This window comes from Pseudomonas sp. PDM19 (assembly GCF_014852215.1).
Classification (GTDB): domain Bacteria; phylum Pseudomonadota; class Gammaproteobacteria; order Pseudomonadales; family Pseudomonadaceae; genus Pseudomonas.
Genome location: NZ_JACVBG010000003.1, coordinates 1,319,041 through 1,336,112, shown reverse-complemented (window position 1 = coordinate 1,336,112; position 17,072 = coordinate 1,319,041). Strand labels below are relative to the sequence as shown.

Annotated in this window: 20 protein-coding genes and 1 tRNA gene; 5 read left to right on the top strand and 16 right to left on the bottom strand. The window is 61.8% G+C overall.

The annotated features are described in order from the left end of the window. Positions 1-11 precede the first annotated feature (11 nt). The 6 genes from pheS to IB273_RS22080 form a co-directional block, all read right to left on the bottom strand. Positions 12-1,028: a phenylalanine--tRNA ligase subunit alpha gene (pheS, locus tag IB273_RS22105; RefSeq protein WP_024763164.1), complete on the bottom strand. Its 1,017-nt coding sequence runs from the start codon at positions 1,026-1,028 to the stop codon at positions 12-14. 97 nt (positions 1,029-1,125) lie between these two features. Next, the gene (gene rplT / locus IB273_RS22100) at positions 1,126-1,482 is read right to left on the bottom strand and encodes a 50S ribosomal protein L20 (protein WP_003099086.1); all 357 of its coding nucleotides are present in this window, start codon (positions 1,480-1,482) and stop codon (positions 1,126-1,128) included. A 21-nt stretch (positions 1,483-1,503) separates the two neighbouring features. Next, positions 1,504-1,698 carry a 50S ribosomal protein L35 gene (rpmI, locus tag IB273_RS22095; protein WP_017516491.1) on the bottom strand — a complete coding sequence of 65 codons (195 nt, stop codon included), beginning with the start codon at positions 1,696-1,698 and terminating at the stop codon, positions 1,504-1,506. Positions 1,699-1,758: 60 nt separating this feature from the next. Further along, the gene (gene infC / locus IB273_RS22090; protein ID WP_174824622.1) at positions 1,759-2,310 is read right to left on the bottom strand and encodes a translation initiation factor IF-3; all 552 of its coding nucleotides are present in this window, start codon (positions 2,308-2,310) and stop codon (positions 1,759-1,761) included. Beyond that, positions 2,310-4,232, bottom strand: a complete 1,923-nt coding sequence (gene thrS, locus IB273_RS22085; protein ID WP_192225026.1) for a threonine--tRNA ligase — start codon at positions 4,230-4,232, stop codon at positions 2,310-2,312. Before thrS ends, infC begins: the two co-directional genes overlap by 1 nt. A 241-nt stretch (positions 4,233-4,473) precedes the next feature. After that, entirely contained in the window at positions 4,474-5,307 is an 834-nt protein-coding gene (locus IB273_RS22080) for an alpha/beta fold hydrolase (protein WP_192225025.1), read from the bottom strand. Between the two features lie 254 nt (positions 5,308-5,561). Here IB273_RS22080 and IB273_RS22075 point away from each other — a divergent pair, with 254 nt between their 5' ends. Next, a complete protein-coding gene (locus IB273_RS22075) occupies positions 5,562-5,915 on the top strand; it encodes a histone-like nucleoid-structuring protein, MvaT/MvaU family (protein ID WP_081518110.1) in 354 nt (117 codons plus the stop codon). Positions 5,916-6,358: 443 nt separating this feature from the next. Beyond that, positions 6,359-6,583: a hypothetical protein gene (locus IB273_RS22070; RefSeq protein ID WP_045217792.1), complete on the top strand. Its 225-nt coding sequence runs from the start codon at positions 6,359-6,361 to the stop codon at positions 6,581-6,583. 70 nt (positions 6,584-6,653) lie between these two features. On the opposite strand, the gene IB273_RS22065 is transcribed toward IB273_RS22070, so the two are convergent. Next, positions 6,654-7,175, bottom strand: coding sequence for a DUF4946 domain-containing protein (locus IB273_RS22065; RefSeq protein WP_192225024.1), 522 nt, complete (start codon positions 7,173-7,175; stop codon positions 6,654-6,656). Between the two features lie 741 nt (positions 7,176-7,916). Here IB273_RS22065 and IB273_RS22060 point away from each other — a divergent pair. Continuing rightward, positions 7,917-8,231, top strand: a complete 315-nt coding sequence (locus tag IB273_RS22060; RefSeq protein ID WP_081518109.1) for a hypothetical protein — start codon at positions 7,917-7,919, stop codon at positions 8,229-8,231. 286 nt (positions 8,232-8,517) lie between these two features. Here the strand turns inward: IB273_RS22060 and IB273_RS22055 are convergent. Next, a tRNA-Val gene (locus IB273_RS22055) sits at positions 8,518-8,594 on the bottom strand. Between the two features lie 185 nt (positions 8,595-8,779). Between IB273_RS22055 and IB273_RS22050 the strand changes: the two genes are divergently transcribed. Next, the gene (locus IB273_RS22050) at positions 8,780-10,063 is read left to right on the top strand and encodes an NAD(P)/FAD-dependent oxidoreductase (protein ID WP_192225023.1); all 1,284 of its coding nucleotides are present in this window, start codon (positions 8,780-8,782) and stop codon (positions 10,061-10,063) included. A gap of 34 nt (positions 10,064-10,097) precedes the next feature. Here the strand turns inward: IB273_RS22050 and IB273_RS22045 are convergent, their stop codons facing one another. From IB273_RS22045 to moaA, 7 genes are all read right to left on the bottom strand, one after another. After that, positions 10,098-11,057 carry a formate/nitrite transporter family protein gene (locus IB273_RS22045; RefSeq protein ID WP_081518108.1) on the bottom strand — a complete coding sequence of 320 codons (960 nt, stop codon included), beginning with the start codon at positions 11,055-11,057 and terminating at the stop codon, positions 10,098-10,100. 73 nt (positions 11,058-11,130) lie between these two features. After that, on the bottom strand, positions 11,131-12,075 hold the full coding sequence (locus IB273_RS22040) for a PA2778 family cysteine peptidase (RefSeq protein ID WP_192225022.1): 945 nt from the start codon (positions 12,073-12,075) through the stop codon (positions 11,131-11,133). Positions 12,076-12,086: 11 nt separating this feature from the next. After that, on the bottom strand, positions 12,087-12,482 hold the full coding sequence (locus IB273_RS22035) for a PA2779 family protein (protein ID WP_192225021.1): 396 nt from the start codon (positions 12,480-12,482) through the stop codon (positions 12,087-12,089). A 131-nt stretch (positions 12,483-12,613) separates the two neighbouring features. Beyond that, a complete protein-coding gene (locus tag IB273_RS22030; RefSeq protein ID WP_192225020.1) occupies positions 12,614-13,099 on the bottom strand; it encodes a hypothetical protein in 486 nt (161 codons plus the stop codon). Further along, complete coding sequence (locus IB273_RS22025) at positions 13,096-13,431, bottom strand: low molecular weight protein tyrosine phosphatase family protein (RefSeq protein ID WP_081518104.1); 336 nt, start codon at positions 13,429-13,431, stop codon at positions 13,096-13,098. The genes IB273_RS22030 and IB273_RS22025 overlap by 4 nt, the downstream gene beginning before the upstream one ends. 59 nt (positions 13,432-13,490) lie before the next feature. Beyond that, on the bottom strand, positions 13,491-14,255 hold the full coding sequence (locus IB273_RS22020; RefSeq protein WP_192225019.1) for a substrate-binding periplasmic protein: 765 nt from the start codon (positions 14,253-14,255) through the stop codon (positions 13,491-13,493). A 131-nt stretch (positions 14,256-14,386) separates the two neighbouring features. Further along, the gene (moaA, locus tag IB273_RS22015) at positions 14,387-15,382 is read right to left on the bottom strand and encodes a GTP 3',8-cyclase MoaA (protein WP_192225018.1); all 996 of its coding nucleotides are present in this window, start codon (positions 15,380-15,382) and stop codon (positions 14,387-14,389) included. Positions 15,383-15,592: 210 nt separating this feature from the next. Here moaA and IB273_RS22010 point away from each other — a divergent pair, with 210 nt between their 5' ends. Continuing rightward, positions 15,593-16,246 (top strand): TetR/AcrR family transcriptional regulator, encoded by a 654-nt coding sequence (locus IB273_RS22010; RefSeq protein WP_081518102.1) that lies wholly within the window; start codon positions 15,593-15,595, stop codon positions 16,244-16,246. A gap of 113 nt (positions 16,247-16,359) precedes the next feature. On the opposite strand, the gene IB273_RS22005 is transcribed toward IB273_RS22010, so the two are convergent. Then, entirely contained in the window at positions 16,360-16,791 is a 432-nt protein-coding gene (locus IB273_RS22005; RefSeq protein WP_081518101.1) for a GlcG/HbpS family heme-binding protein, read from the bottom strand. Positions 16,792-17,072 lie beyond the last annotated feature (281 nt).

The following is a 17,072-nucleotide window of genomic DNA, read 5'->3' as shown; positions in this document are numbered from 1 at the left end:
GGTCGTGCGGGCTAGCGGAACTGGCCGAGGAACCGCAGATCGTTGTCGAAGAACAGGCGCAAGTCGTTCACGCCATAGCGCAGCATGGCCAGGCGCTCGATCCCCATGCCGAAGGCGAAGCCCTGGTATTTCTCGGGGTCGATGCCGGACATGCGCAGCACGTCGGGGTGGACCATGCCGCAACCCATGACTTCCAGCCAGCCGGTCTGCTTGCAGACGCGGCAACCCTTGCCGCTGCAGAGCACGCACTGGATGTCGACTTCCGCCGAAGGCTCGGTGAAGGGGAAGAAGGACGGACGGAAGCGGACTGAGAATTCCTTCTCGAAGAAGGCGCGGAGGAATTCCTCGATGGTGCCCTTGAGGTCGGCGAAGCTGACGTCTTCATCGACCAGCAGACCTTCGACCTGGTGGAACATGGGCGAGTGGGTCAGGTCGGAGTCGCAGCGGTAGACGCGGCCCGGGCAGACAATGCGAATCGGCGGCTTCTGGTTTTCCATGGTGCGGACCTGTACCGGCGAGGTATGGGTGCGCAGCAGCATGTTCGCATTGAAGTAGAAGGTGTCGTGCATGGCACGAGCCGGGTGGTGGCCCGGAATGTTGAGCGCTTCGAAGTTGTGGTAATCGTCTTCGACTTCCGGACCTTCGGCCACTTCATAGCCGATGCGGGTGAAGCACTGCTCGATGCGCTCTTTGGTGCGGGTGACCGGGTGCAGGCCGCCGGAGGACTGGCCACGGCCCGGCAGAGTCACGTCGATGCGCTCGGCAGCCAGCTTGGCGGCGAGGGCGGCGCCCTCAAGCTCAGCCTTGCGGGCGTTCAGCACATCCTGAACCTTTTCCTTGGCGACGTTGATCAGCGCACCGACCTTGGGGCGCTCTTCGGCCGGCAGGTCGCCCAGGGTCTTCATGACCTGGGTCAGCTCGCCTTTCTTGCCGAGGTAGTGAACCCGGATCTGCTCCAGGGCGTTGACGTCTTCGGTGTTCCGCACGGCGTCCAGGGCCTGCGAGACCAGCGCGTCCAGGTTTTCCATGTACCAACTCCAGATACAAAATAGGGGAAGAGCGGTAAGGCTCTTCCCCTATCGGTGACGTTACGTCCGGACCGAGATCCGGTAACTGTCGTGGGGCTTAAGCCAGGCTGGCCTTCGCTTTCTCGACAATCGCGGTAAACGCCGCTTTTTCGTTCACAGCCAGATCGGCCAGGACTTTACGGTCGATCTCGATGGCCGCCTTTTTCAGGCCAGCGATCAGACGGCTGTAGGACAGACCGTTCTGACGAGCACCAGCGTTGATACGGGCGATCCACAGGGCGCGGAACTGACGCTTGCGCTGACGACGGTCACGGTAGGCGTATTGGCCGGCCTTGATTACCGCCTGTTTGGCAACACGGAACACGCGCGAACGCGCGCCGTAGTAGCCTTTTGCGAGCTTCAGAATCTTTTTGTGACGACGACGGGCAATCACGCCACGCTTAACACGAGCCATTTATTTATCCTCTACCAGAAATCAACGCAGACGCAGGGAGCGCGCTACACGGCGAACGTCGGAAGCAGCGAGCATCGAAGTGCCGCGCAGCTGACGCTTACGCTTGGTGGTCATTTTGGTCAGGATGTGGCTCTTGAAAGCGTGCTTGTGCTTGATACCACCAGCAGTCACTTTGAAGCGCTTTTTGGCGCCACTCTTGGTTTTCATCTTTGGCATGTTTGGTACTCCGCATTCGTTAACAACTGATAACCATCAGGCCTGCCAGTGCCCGGGAGGTTATTTACGCTTCTTGGGAGCGATGACCATCATCAGCTGGCGTCCTTCCAGCTTAGGATGCTGTTCCACGGTGCCGACTTCGGCGAGGTCGGTTTCGACTCGCTTCAGCAGCTCCATGCCCAGCTCCTGGTGGGCCATCTCACGACCACGGAATCGAAGCGATACCTTGGCCTTGTCCCCTTCATTAAGGAAACGTACCAGGTTGCGTAGTTTTACCTGGTAATCCCCCTCTTCCGTCCCTGGACGAAACTTGATTTCTTTGATCTGTTGCTGGTGCTGGTTCTTCTTCGCAGCAGCGGCTTGCTTCTTCTTCTCGAAGAGGTGCTTGCCGTAGTCCATGATGCGGCAGACAGGGGGCACCGCATCAGCAGAAATTTCCACCAGGTCCAGCTTGGCTTCGTCAGCCAGACGGAGAGCCTCATCGAGGGAGACCACACCAATCTGCTGACCGTCAGCACCAATCAGGCGAACCTCACGGGCGGTGATGTTCTCGTTGATCGGCGGTTTCGGGACAGCCCGCTTATCCTGTCTCATTTCACGCTTAATAATGATTACTCCGAGTCTTGGCGACCACGCCGGGAAACCGCCTGAGCGAGCAGCTCAGCGAACTGGGCGACCGGCATCGAGCCGAGGTCTGCCCCTTCGCGCGTACGTACGGCGACGGCCTGCGATTCAACTTCTCTATCGCCGATAACCAGCAGATAGGGAACCTTGAGCAAAGTATGCTCGCGGATTTTAAAGCCAATTTTCTCGTTTCTCAAGTCAGACTTGGCACGGAATCCGCTTTGCTCGAGCTGACGCACCACTTCTTCAGCCCATTCGCCCTGCTTGTCAGTGATATTCATCACCACTGCCTGGGTCGGTGCGAGCCACGCCGGGAACAGGCCGGCATAGTGCTCGATGAGCATGCCGATGAAGCGCTCGAAGGAGCCGAGGATCGCGCGGTGCAGCATGACCGGGCGGGTACGGCTGTTATCTTCGGCGATATAGCTGGCATCCAGACGCTCCGGCAGGTTCGGGTCGTACTGCAGGGTGCCGCACTGCCAGTTACGGCCGAGGCAGTCCTTCAGGGTGAACTCGATCTTCGGACCGTAGAAAGCCCCCTCTCCCGGCTGGTATTCCCACTCCAGGCCGGATTCGTTCAGAGCGTCGGCCAGCGCACTTTCGGCGCGGTCCCACAATTCTTCGGAACCGACTCGCTTGGCCGGACGAGTGGACAGCTTCATGGAAACATCGGTGAAGCCGAAGTCCGAGTAGACCTGCAGGGTCAGCTTGATGAAGTCGGCCGCTTCCTTCTTCACCTGTTCTTCGGTGCAGAAGATGTGGGCGTCGTCCTGGGTGAAGCCACGCACGCGCATGATGCCGTGCAGCGCGCCGGACGGCTCGTTGCGGTGGCAGGCACCGAACTCGGCGAGACGCAGCGGCAGGTCGCGGTAGGATTTCAGGCCCTGATTGAATATCTGCACGTGACATGGGCAGTTCATCGGCTTGACCGCGAAGTCACGGCTTTCCGACGAAGTGGTGAACATGTTCTCGGCGTAGTTGGTCCAGTGGCCGGAGCGCTCCCAGAGGATGCGGTCAACAACCTGCGGGGTGCGGACTTCCACATAACCGTGGTCGCGCTGCACCTTGCGCATGTACTGCTCGAGCACCTGGTAAACGGTCCAGCCGTTCGGGTGCCAGAAGACCATGCCAGGAGCTTCTTCCTGGAGGTGGAAGAGGTCGAGCTGCTTGCCGATGCGACGGTGATCGCGCTTCTCGGCTTCCTCGATGCGCTGGATGTAGGCAGCCAGTTGCTTCTTGTCCGCCCAGGCGGTGCCGTAGACGCGCTGCAGTTGCTCGTTCTTCGAGTCGCCACGCCAGTAGGCACCGGAAATCTTGGTCAGCTTGAAGGCCTTCAGGAACCGGGTGTTCGGCACGTGCGGGCCGCGGCACATGTCCACGTACTCCTCGTGGAAGTACAGGCCCATGGCCTTCTCGCCCGGCATGTCGTCGATGAGGCGCAGCTTGTATTCCTCACCACGAGCCTTGAAGGTCTCGATGACTTCGGCACGCGGCGTCATCTTCTTGATGACGTCGTAGTCCTTCTCGATCAGCTCGGCCATGCGCTTTTCGATCGCAGCCATGTCTTCCGGCGTGAAGGGGCGCTCGAAGGCGATGTCGTAATAGAAGCCTTCGTCGATCACCGGGCCGATAACCATCTTGGCGGTCGGGTACAGCTGCTTGACCGCATGGCCCACCAGGTGAGCGCAGGAGTGGCGGATGATTTCCAGCCCGTCCTCGTCCTTCGGGGTAATGATCTGCAGGGTCGCGTCGCTGTCGATGATGTCGCAGGCATCGACCAGTCGGCCGTTGACCTTGCCGGCCAGGGTGGCTTTCGCCAGTCCCGCGCCAATGGATTGCGCCACCTCGGTCACGCTGACCGGATGATCGAAGGAACGCTGACTACCGTCGGGAAGAGTAATGATGGGCATGGCGCCTCCTCTCCTAGTGGTGACCCCTACGAAAGGCCACATGGGTTGGGATGTGCCAGTAAGCGTCGCCCGCCGGGTAAGCCTGCCTCACAGTGGCAGGCGCCTTGTCGGCACCCTGCGCATTCGCGCGCGGACGTAGATCACTGGAAGAAATCGAAAACCTGCCCGCAAACGATAGCGGGCAAGGCGTGGGATGTTACTGCAAGTTAAGGAAGCTGACGAGCGGCAAGCCTGACTTCGCTCAGTACTGCTCGACAAATTCCAGCACGCTGCGATTGAACGACGCAGGGCGGATCACATTCATGCCGTGGGACGCACCAGGAATCGTCACCGAGCGCGCATCCACCAGTGTCGATTGCAATGCCTGGATGATTCGCGGAAACGGCTCCGGACTTTTTGCCCCGCCGATCAGCAATACCGGCAACTGCAATTGCAGGATCTGCTCATGTTTTATAGGCACGGGATGATCGGCGACCTGCCCAACCAATGTCATGGCATTAGCTGTCGCCATTTCGCGGAATTGCCGGGAAGACCGCGACCAGACTCCCGCACCACTGACAGTATCGACGAAGAGTTGCAGCCCCTCTTCCACCGCCCCTGCTCGAATCATCTCCAGCGCCTGCTGACGAAACTGATTACGCGCCACGGGAGATACTGGCGCTTCGATATTTACCCCCGCAAAAACATCATCGGCAAAGTCCCCGCCGGGATCGGCGAGCGTCAACGAGAGCAATTTCTGCGGAGCCGCCAGCGCCACACGCAGACAGATATTGCCGCCCCGCGAATGCCCCAGCAGGTGAACCGGACCGGGCAACTGATCGAGCAACGCCAACAGATCATCGACATGCTGCTGCGTGGTAAAACCCGACCCCGCGCCATCCCACTGCTCGGGAAAATAGTGGCGCAGGCTGGGCACCACCACACGATAACGGGCAGACAACGCCTGAACCTGCCCCTGCCAGTAGCGGTAGTCACAGAGTGACCCATGCACAAGCAGCAGCGGCACGCCCTGCCCGGCAACCTGGCACGTCAGTTCATAATCATTGACCCGGTATTGCACTATCTCGTTATTCATCCAGCACTCGCACGCAACGCACCACAATAAAGCACACAGATTTCACAGGGGTTATAGATCGACGAAAAATACCGCCACACCCTTTAGCCTGGGCATTATCCCTCATTGATCAATTAATCGACCAACCCTTCATGCGCCCTTAACATTTAAAGCGTGCCTCCCAATCGCAACAATTCATATATTCAGTTGACGCGAACAATCACAAGAACACAGAATCGCGCCGTACTAATCACCCTGCATACGGGAGCACCCAGATGTCCAAACTTGCGGAATTCCGCGAAGCCGAGCGCAAACTCCAGGAACAACTCGCCCTGCTCGAGAAACTCAAGAGCGATGGCGGCCTGAAGAAAGAACTGGAGTTCAAGGATCAACTGCAAGCCTTGATGGACCAGTACGGCATGAACCTGCGCAACGTCATCAACATTCTCGACCCGCAGAATTCCACCGAGCCGGCTGCCGCACAACAGCCGCGCCGCACCCGCCAACTGAAGGTCTACAAGAACCCGCACAACGGCGAGACCATCGAGACCAAGGGCGGCAACCACAAGACCCTGAAAGCCTGGAAACAACAATACGGTGGCGACACCGTGGAATCCTGGCTGCAGTAATGCTGATGTTCTGCGGAGCGCTCCCGCTCCGCGGAATCTCTCCCTCGCTCGGCGACTTCTGACAGACGGTTGTATAAAAACTAGCCATCGTTAGAAGAAATCCTTATACTGGCCGACAGCGAGCACCAAACCCAAGGTCGCCCCTCCCAGCACTCCCTACCTGATCCAGGGCAGAAGCTGGGCTCTACAGGGCCACGGCCAGCGCATCCTCCGCATCGATTCCAGAGCACGCCAACCGCGCCAGGAACATTTGCCCGAGCGATCAGCGCCCCACGTCAGATCCTCTGCTTTCACCCAACATCGCAGCCTGACGCGAACAGACCCTCAAGTTTCCAATCGCTGCCATATTCCGGTCATACGTTTTCTGCATTCTCAGATCGCACCCGGAGCTTTTGACGATTTCGACGGTCATAGGACCGTTACCTATTTGGAAAGACAAGACAATGAAAACCTCCCTGCAAATCCAGGAGGCGATTCGCACCCTCTCGGCGGCTTTCGCCCCTCTGAACTGCGTCATCCAGGCCAAGCGCAAGCACGGCTTCAGCTTCACCCTGGTGAACGAGCATGGCATCGCCAAGCACACCGAACGCCTCTACCCTCAGCAGTACCAGGGCGAGGCACCGCTGAGCGCGGTGATTCAGCGAGTGCAAGCCACTATCGCTGCCTGAGCCTGAAAACGAAAAAAGCCCCGCATGAGCGGGGCTTTTGCTTTTCTGCCTCTCCTATAGAGGCAGCACCTCAATTCAGACTGATGCCCGCCTTCACCGCTTCGATCTCCGCCATCAGTGCCGCATAGCGCTCCGATGGTGCCGCATAGGTCAGCGAGTACGCCGCCCCATCACCCAATGCGACCTGAACGGTCTGCTTGAGCACCTCGGTGCCGTTCTGGCTGATGCCGCAATGCACTTCCAGCCCCGCGAGCCCACCCAGCTTTGCATCCAGAGGCTTGCTGCACGCTGCCTGGAACCCCTGGCGCATGAAGTCCTTCTGGAGCGCCTTGCGCATCTCGACGATAACATTCTCGACACTGACCTGGGCGGCAGAGCCAAGTCGACTGCGGGTAACCTCCATGACCAGGTCCTGGGAGCCATCCTCCGCCATGCGCACCCCACGCTGACGAACCACGGGCGCATCAGCTGCCGCATCCATTGGCGAGCGCGAAACTTCCCAACCCTGCGGCCAGATCACCTGCATTTCCGCCAACGCCGGTAGCGGCACCCACAACACGCTGAGCAACAACCAGGATCGCAGACCGCTCATCACCACCTCCGAGCACACCTCAACGGACACCATAGCAGGCTCCCCTGTCATTTCGCGGGCCAGCCGCCCTTCGGAGAACCAACGGAAGGGCGACCCTACCGAACCGCCCATCCAGCGCCAAGTGCCACTGACGACACCTGACGAGCCAACCACTGGAAGGACGCCAGGCCGGAGCTACAGTCCACAGTGCAGCCGAAGGACCGGCCAGCCCGCAATCCCCTGAGTTGCCGTCTTGAAGCCCCGCTCTCTCCAGGTGCGGGGCTTCTCGTTAGTGCCGCCGGCACAATCCCTTCCATCGCCGCCAGTCATGCACCGGCGCCGACACAATACTTACCTTGCCGATACCAAATTCTTCGAGACACCCGCGCCGCCTGCGGGTCTACTTTGCGCCGTTTTTCCTGCCTCATGGTGTCTCGATGTTGTCCAAGCTGACCAAAGCCGCCCTGCTCACCACCTTAGTATTGCTCTCCGGCTGCTGGCCGTTCTTCCCACCCTTCGGCGGCCCGGGCGGCGGCCCAGGAGGCGGAAGCAACCATGGAGGTGGCGGTCACGGCGGCGGCCCCGGCTTTGAAAACCACCGATAAGACGACGCCCGATGCACAGCATCGGGCGTTTTTTGTTTACGACCCGGGCAACCCCGCCCGATCAACACCCTAAAGATGAGCCCCACCGGACAAGCAGAAGACCGCAGCAGACTCCATACTGACAGGCAGAACCAAATTGCAGGCTCAGTGAGGCCAAATGAACAAGCTCACAGCGATGCTCCTGCTCATGACCCTCGCAAGCAGCGCTCAAGCGTCTGACTTCTGCACCGGCATCGGCTTGTTTGCACGCGCGGGAGCGCTGTACCGAAACGAGGGGAAAACCGAACAGCAGGCCATCGCAGCCATTCACGAGGGTAGCGCCAAGCTTGACGCTGATACGCAGGTGATCGTCAGGTACTTCGTGCGCTTCGGCTACCACGGCAACCAGACTCCCGATCAGGCGTCCGCCAACGCCGAACAGAAGTGCCGACAGTACGAAGCCTCCAGCGAACGCAGGAACGCCATGAACTAGGGCCGGCACCTTTAACCCTCGCCCCACACTCCTACTGCCGAAGAGCAGCACGGGCACACACACGAACTGCACGCGAATGAATTCAGGCTCTCTATATAAGGAAGGCTTGCCAAGCGAACAGACAGAAGCTCCGCCAAGCCGTACCAACCCAAATCAGAAGCAGCAGGCGCGCCAAGCCGAAGCAACGGAGCATGCAGGCGCTTCCCGACTCAGAAAAGAAACGCGCAAAACAAAAAGGGCGACCCTTTCGGATCGCCCTTTCTGAAATCGCCGAAGCGATTATGTTTGGTAGGCACAATTGGACTCGAACCAACGACCCCCACCATGTCAAGGTGGTGCTCTAACCAACTGAGCTATGTGCCTGTCGTGTGGGGCGCATTCTACGCGATCGTTTTAGAGCGTCAAGCACTTTCTCAGCTAAGCCACTGAAAAAGTGAATTTTTTTATGTTCGACCGTCCGTAAATTATTTTGCACGGGCACTAGCCGGTCTGATTCGACTCAGGTAGCATCCGCACATCTCGTAAAAAATAACAAACACAGGTGCATTATGCCGCACACCTCCTACCCCTCCTCCTATTACGCAGCTTCGGCCAACCCGGTCCCGGCCCGTCCTGAACTGCAAGGCGAGGTGGAAACCGATGTCTGCGTGATCGGCGCAGGCTACACCGGCCTGTCGACCGCCCTGTTCCTGCTGGAAAACGGTTTCAAGGTCACCGTACTGGAAGCCGCCAAGGTTGGCTTCGGTGCCTCGGGCCGCAACGGCGGTCAGATCGTCAACAGCTATAGCCGCGACATCGACGTCATCGAACGCACCGTCGGCGCCAAGCAGGCCAAACTGCTGGGCGACATGGCCTTCGAAGGCGGCCGCATCATTCGCGAGCGCATCGCCAAGTACAACATCCAGTGCGACCTGAAGGACGGCGGCGTGTTCGCTGCCCTCAGCGCCAAGCAGATGGGCCACCTGGAGTCGCAGAAGAAGCTGTGGGAGCGCTTCGGCCATACCCAGCTGGAACTGATGGACGCCAAGCGCATTCGTGAAGTCGTCGGCACCGACAGCTATGTCGGCGGCATGCTCGACATGAGCGGCGGCCACATCCACCCGCTGAACCTCGCCCTGGGCGAAGCCGCCGCCGTCGAGTCGCTCGGCGGCGTGATCCACGAGCAGTCCCCTGCCGTGAAGATTGACCGCGGCGCCAACCCGGTAGTGCACACCCCGAAGGGCCGCGTGAAGGCCAAGTTCATCGTGGTGGCCGGTAACGCCTACCTCGGCGGCCTGGTGCCGGAACTGGCTTCCAAGTCCATGCCGTGCGGTACCCAGGTGATCACCACCGAGCCGCTGAGCGCCGACCTGGCCAAGTCCCTGCTGCCGACCGACTACTGCGTCGAGGACTGCAACTACCTGCTCGACTACTACCGCCTGACCGGCGAAAACCGCCTGATCTTCGGCGGTGGCGTGGTCTACGGTGCACGCGACCCGTCGAACATCGAAGCGATCATTCGTCCGAAGATGCTCAAGGTGTTCCCGCAGCTGAAGGACGTGAAGATCGATTTCGCCTGGACCGGCAACTTCCTGCTGACCCTCTCGCGCCTGCCGCAGGTTGGTCGCATCGGCGACAATATCTACTACTCCCAGGGCTGCTCGGGCCACGGTGTGACCTACACCCACCTCGCGGGCAAGCTGCTGGCCGAAGTGCTGCGCGGCCAGGCCGAGCGTTTCGACGCCTTCGCCACCCTGCCGCACTACCCCTTCCCGGGCGGCCGCATGTTCCAGGTTCCGTTCTCCGCGATCGGCGCCTGGTACTACACCATGCGCGACAAGCTGGGCATCTGACGCCTCGCTTCTCACCGCACGAAAAAACGGCGCCTCAGGGCGCCGTTTTTCTTTTCGGGGACTTCTCCGGCGGCGACGTATCGCTGCGCACCTGGGCATGGCTCATCAAAGCGAAGATCAGGCTGCCACCGACGATATTGCCCACCAGCGTCGGCAAGGCGAAATCGACGACGAACGCCGCCAGCCCCACTTCGCCGGCAAACATCAGGTAACCCACCTCGCAGGTGCCGACCACGATGTGGCTGAAGCTGCCCAACGCCATCAGGTAGGTAACCAGGAAGATGATCCACACCTTGGCGTTTTCCGCCGCCGGCACCAGCCAGACCATGGTGGCGATCATCCAGCCGGAAACGATGCCCTTGGAGAACATCTGCCAGTGGTCGTTCTCCATCACCTCGCGGCCTATGTCGAGGAAGGCCTGGTCGGCCTTCGTGTCGAAGATCGGCAGATGCAGCATGCCGTAGGCGAACAGCAGCGCGCCGACGACATTGCCCGCCAAGACCACCGACCACAGCCGCAGCAACTGGCCGAACTTTTCCAGCGTTGGTTCGCTCATCACCGGCAGCACTGCCGTCAGGGTGTTCTCGGTGAACAGCTGCTGGCGCGCGAGAATGATCGCCAGGAAGCCCACCGGATAACCCAGGCTGGTGGTGATCACCGCCATGTCGTGATCCGGCAGCCGAGCACGGAACAACCCCATGGCCATCAGCGACAGGCCGATGGTCAGCCCGGCCGCCAGCGCCGACCACCAGAGCGCCGCAAGGGTGCGGTCCAGTTCATGATTGCCCTGCAGGCGGATGACTTCATGCAGCACCAGCGCGCGGGGCGGCTGGCTTTTCTCGACCTTGCGGCGCTCCTCGGCGGAGAGATCGTCGGCCGTGTCACTTCCGGCTTTCGAGCTGCGGGAAGGATTGCGAGGCGCCGCCTTCTTGGCAGTCGACGCGCTCTCCTTGGCACGCGCGCCGCCGCGTGCCGGTGGTTTTTCGCTGGCCATGCCAAGCACCTCGCTGGGACATTGCAGGTTTAGGCTGTGCCCTTCCCGCTTCGGTTCCAGAAACCTTCGCGCCTCAGTTCGCCGGGCAGGCCGGAACCGCCTGGCAACTGCCACCTGCCGCGGCCGTACTGCCGATCTTCTGCGAGAAGCGCGCATCGTCCGGCGCCAGGTACCGCGCACAACTCGCCGCTGCGCCAGCCTGCTGCGGACAACCACGCTCGCCCAATACGTTGGCCAGATTGAACCAGCCCGCCGCAAACCCCGGCTTCGCGCCGACGCTGTGGCGCAGCGCATCCTCGGCATCGCCGAGATTTCCGTCGCTGTAGCGCGCATTGGCCAGGGCGAACCAGCCGAGCGACTCCTGCGGCCAGGCCCTGGTCGCGGTGCGGTAGGCCTGCTCCGCCAATGCCGGCTGACCGGTTTCCTCCAGATCGTGGGCCGCCCTCAACCAGGCCGTCGGCTCCGCCGTCGCCGGTAGCCGATCCGCCGGCACGGTCAGCACAGCCCAGCGCTGGCTGCGCTTCCAGGTCACGTCGAAGGCGGTGAAGTCGATCACCAGGCGCTCGGTGATGCCCGAGCGGAGGATCAGTTCGTGCCGATTGCGATCGAAGCCGACCACCACCGCGAAGTGCCAGACAGGCAGCCAGTCCAGCCCCTGATTCTGCAGGATCAGCACCGGATTGCCCGCCGCCACTTCGGTCAGGATGTTCTCCAGGCGCGGCTTGAGCGGATAGACCAGCATGCCCTTCTCCCGCGCCGCCGCTACCAGCTCCACCTGCAAGCTGCCCTCGCGCCCGGGGATGAACACCCGATTCTTCAGTTCGCGAGGAGTCACCCGCACGCCGCGCTGGTTAAGCATGGTCGCCAGCGCGGCCGGGCCGCACTGGAACTCCTGCTGCGGGAAGAACTGCACATCACTCAGTTCCACTCGCTCCGGCAACGCCTCCACGCTGGCTGGCAACGTCGGCGACTGCGAGCAGCCGCCGAGTGCCACGGCCGCCGCAAACGCGACGGCCATGGCCCAGCGTCTCAACGCTGGCACCTCACAAAGGTGAAGATGTGGGTGATACAGAGCAGGTCGGTGATCACGAAGATCAGCAGGAACAACAGGATGATGCCGATGATGCCGCCAGCGGGGGCCTCGTCCAGTTGCTGGTTGAACTGCGCCAGCTCTTCATTGGACAGGCTCTTGATGCGCTGCTCGACCTTGCTGCGCTCGACGCCCATGGACTGCAGTTTTTTCTGCACGCCCTGGTCATCGAGCATTTTCAATAACTGTTCGCGGTCGACCTGTTGCTGCTGTGTCTGCAGCACTTCGCCGGTGCCAACCATGGCGGCCTGAGCCAACGGGACTTCCGCAACGACACCCAACTGCGCGAACACCAGGACTACTGCAAGGCTCTTTACCCGTCTTGTTATGGTCATTCTGGGTCACCTCATCATGGACTGCATGCACTGGGCAGGAGGTGCAGGCCGCTCGCACGCGAGACAACCGACCATGACGCTCCCGCCATATCGGCGGCAACCGCAGGGCCGCTATCTAGTGTGATGCCGGCTCAGGAAAAGAGTTCGAAGCGTATTTGGCGCCAGTCGGCGTCCAGATGCCCCAGGTAGATGCAGGCATGGCCACGGGGAAAGAGGATGTGCTCCGGGCCGATGCCCGGACCTTCGAGACGCAGCAGACGCCCCCAGGGATGGTGGCTGATGCGCCCGCGCACATCGTCGACCGCGCCGCTACGCCACCAGTGGATGGCGGCCTCGGCATCCTCGACGCCTTCGGGCTGCTCGATACGCACCGGCTCGTCGCGCCAACCGATCACCCGCTGCGGGTCGAATCCGACCTGCTGGGCCAGCGGCAGCGGCGTGATCCACTGTGCGCCGTCACGCTCCTCGAGCGACACGGCCAGCGGGCACCACTGCGGCTGCTCCAGCGCCCAGAGCAGATCGCCGTCGATGGCCAGCGAGGGTTCGGGCTGGGACTGGATGCGGAAACCGGGGCAGACCAGCGTGCCTTCGCGCAGGGGAATATGGAGCTCGCTCATGCACTCTCCTGCCGCAGGAGAGGTCCGACCTTGCGCTCCAGCAGGAGTACCAGCTCGGGCTGCAGATAGACGTAATCGTCAGGGATATCCAGGCACACCAGACGCTTGCCGCGCATCGCCACGGGGAAGCGGCGCAGCAGTGCCTGCCGATGGCGGCGCTCCATGACGAAGACCAGGTCGGCCCACTCCAGTTGCTCGGCGCTCAGCAGGACTTCCGCATCCGGCGCCAGCCCGGCGGAGTCGGTCTCGACCTCCGGCCAGCTGGCGAAGACGGTTTCGGCGGTGGGGCTGCGCAGACGGTTGCGGCTGCAGATGAACAAAGCGCGGCGCACTTCATCCTCCCTACGGCTGGCGCGCAAACGGCAGCGGCGATTCTAGGGAAGAAGGCGGCTCACGGCGACTTCTGTTTCGCTTTCTGGCGCTCGAGGAAATCCACTTTCCACTGCTCGACGCCCAGGTGCTCAGAATCCAGGCTCGCCTCGACGCCGTACTTGGCCTTGAGCACGGCCACCTCCCTGGAATGGTCGACGAGGAAGCGGTCGAAGCGCTCGATCAGCTCGCCCTGCTTCACCGTGGACAGGTGGAAGGCGCTGCGCGTGTGTGGCAGCGAAGGATCGAACACCAGCGCCCCCGGCTTCGCACGGATGTTGTCCAGGTAGAAAGTGGCGACCACCACGTTGAAGTAGACGCCATCGGCCTGCTTCTTCAGCGCGGCATGGATCATCTGCTTGAGGTCGGCGCTGGGCGTGAGGGCAATCTGCCCGGCCTGCACCGACTGCTCGTAGCCACGCGGCGTCCAGCCGTCGACCAGCGCCAGCCGCTTCAAGGCGCCAACGCCTTGCCCCAGCCGCTCCGGCGCCACCAGCACGCCGTCGACGTACTCGGTCACCGGCTGGCTGTAGCGCAGGGTTTTCCCGGCTTTCTGCTCGGGCGCCCAGTTCGGGTTGTCCGGGTACTTGAGATCGATCTGGCCCGACAGCAGCGCCGGCAGCAACTCATCCACCGGCAGCGGGCGATATTCCAGGGTGATGCCGCTGGTACTGGCGAACAGGTCCAGCACCTCGCGGGCGAAGCCCTGGTAACTGCCCTGCGCATCGGTGCTGTAATGGGGGGCGAACGCCAGATTCTCGACGCCGACGACGTAGGTCTGGGCCATGGCGGCACTTGAAACACCGCTGGAAAAAATGCTGGCGAGCGCGCAGCAGAATGCCTTGAGCTTCAAACGACTCTCCTTGTTGCCTGTTGTTTTTGTTCTGTCCGGCGGGCCGGGCGCCCGCCGTGGCGGACTCAGCCGCCGGTCATGCTCATGAAGCGCAGCACCTGCACCTGCTGGTCGGCTTCGAAGTGGTGGCGTTCGGGCTTGAGCTGCAGCGCCTGCATCAGCGCATCGCGCAGGCGCGCGCCATCGCCGGGGTGCTCGCGCAGCTGTTGGCGCAGGTCCAGCGCGCCCTCGTGACCCAGGCAGAGCACCAGCTTGCCTTCGGCGGTCACCCGCACCCGGTTGCAGTCGCCGCAGAAGTTGTGGCTGTGCGGGGAAATGAAGCCGATGCGGCTGGCGTATCCGTCGATGCGGTAGTAACGCGACGGGCCGCCACTGCGCTCCGGCGTCGGCAACAGTTGCCAGCGCTCGGCGAGCTGCGCACGGACTTCGTCGCTGCTGCACAGAGTCTGCTTGCGCTCGTGGCTGCTGACGCTGCCCAGCGGCATCTCCTCGATGAAGCTTATGTCGATACCCTTTTCCAGGGCGAAGGCCACCAGGTCGCAGACTTCGTCGTCGTTGCGGCCCTTCTGCACCACGGCATTGAGCTTGATGCGCTCGAAGCCGGCCTCGCGGGCGGCGTCGATTCCGTCGAGCACCTGCTCCAGCTTGTCGGAGCGGGTGAAGGCGGCGAAGCGTTCGCGGCGCAGCGAGTCGAGGCTGATATTCAGCCGACGCACGCCGGCCGCGCGCAGCTCTGCTGCACGCTCGCGCAGTTGCGAGCCGTTGGTGGTGATGGAGAGATCGTCCAGCTCCGAACGTGCGCCCAGTCTTGCCAGCAGACCGGTCAGGCCCTTGCGCACCAGCGGCTCGCCGCCGGTGATGCGGATGCGCTTCACGCCCAGGCCGATGAAGGCGTCGGCGACGGCTTCGAGTTCCTCCAGGCTCAATACCTGGTCGCGCGGCAGGAACTGCATGTCTTCGCTCATGCAGTAGGTGCAGCGGAAGTCGCAGCGGTCGGTGACCGACAGGCGCAGGTAGGTAATGCGTCGACCGAAGGGGTCGACCAACTGGGAATCGGACATGGGGGGTTCCGGATGGCAGGTGCCGAACGAAAGTGCGCTAGAAATACCTTAGAACGCCGTCGCTGTACACACAAAACCGACCCGCGAGTCAGGAAATTGCACGCAAGTACCCGCAACGGGGCCGAGTTGAGGGGCTCAAGAGCCCGGTGCTACCATGCCCGGCTCGGTGACAACAGCTATAACAGCAATAAAAGAAAAGAAGACCAGCCAATGACCAGCATCCGCGAGCGTAACCGTCGCCTCATCCTTCGCGCCGCCAGCGAAGAATTCGCCGAAAAGGGTTTCGCGGCGACCAAGACCAGCGACATCGCCGCTCGCGCCGGGCTGCCCAAGCCCAACGTCTACTACTACTTCCAGTCCAAGGAAAACCTCTACCGCTGCGTGCTGGAAAGCGTGGTGGAGCCGCTGCTGCAGGCCTCCGCGCCGTTCCGCGAGGATGACGAACCGAGCGAGGCGCTGCGCGCCTACATCCGTTCCAAGGTGAAGATTTCCCAGGAGCTGCCGCACGCCTCCAAGGTGTTCGCCAGCGAGCTGATGCACGGTGCGCCGCACCTGCCCAGGGAATACCTGGATGAGTTGAACGCCCAGGCACAGCGCAACATCGCCTGCCTGCAGAGCTGGATCGACCGCGGCCTGCTGGCGCCGGTGGACCCGCATCACCTGCTGTTCACCATCTGGGCGGCGACCCAGACCTACGCCGACTTCGACTGGCAGATCTCCATGGTCACCGGCAAGACCAGCCTCAGCGAGGCAGACTTCGAAGCGGCCACCGAGACTATCACCCGCCTGGTGCTGCGCGGCACCGCGCCGGACAATGGCGCCGAACACAAGCCGCAGGGGCGTTTGCGGCCGTTGTCGATCTGACGGTTATCAACCGCTGCAGCATGGGTATCGCTTCGCTCCACCCATCCTACGGATGCCCCGGAAACGCGTAGGAGCGAGGCGCGCGATGAACCGCGCGCGCTGCCCTTCTTCGATCAGCCCGCGTCAGCGACCAGGCCCAGCGCCTGCACGCCACGGATCGCGCATTGCTCGTCGATGTCCGAGACGTCACCGCTGATGCCGATGGCACCAATCACTTCATTGGCCGAATTGCGGATCAGCACGCCGCCGGGCGCGGGCACCACATTGCCTTGCGCCAGGGTGTTCACCGCCGCGATGAACGACGGCCGCTGCTGAGCGTCCGCCGCCAGCACGCGCGACGACTTGCCCAGCGCCACCGCGCCCCACGCCTTGCCGATGGCGATCTGCGGACGAAGCATGCTCGCGCCGTCCTCGCGCTGCAGGCTCAACAGGTGCCCGCCGGCATCCAGCACGGCGATGGTCAGCGGAGCGGTGGACAGCTCGCGGCTGGCGACCAGGGCGTGACGGGTGATGTCCAGTGCGGTTTCCAGACTCAGGGTGCTCATGAGGTTTTCCTCTTCAAGTTGATAAGGCGGTTCAAGGTCGACAAGCCGGGCCACGCCATGCGCAGAGGTGAATGCTGCGCACACGCGTATCAGAAATCTGTACGCAATCTAGTAGCCGAAGGTCTCAACCAAAGCAACTGAAAAGGACAATTCACATCTATTTTTGTATACATTTTTTCAAACGACAGTTTGACCCAGCGTTCAGCTTTTTCTCGAAATCCCCGGAATACAAGGCCCACAGCAAAAAATGACCACTCAGTCCCTCGTATACAACCCGTCTT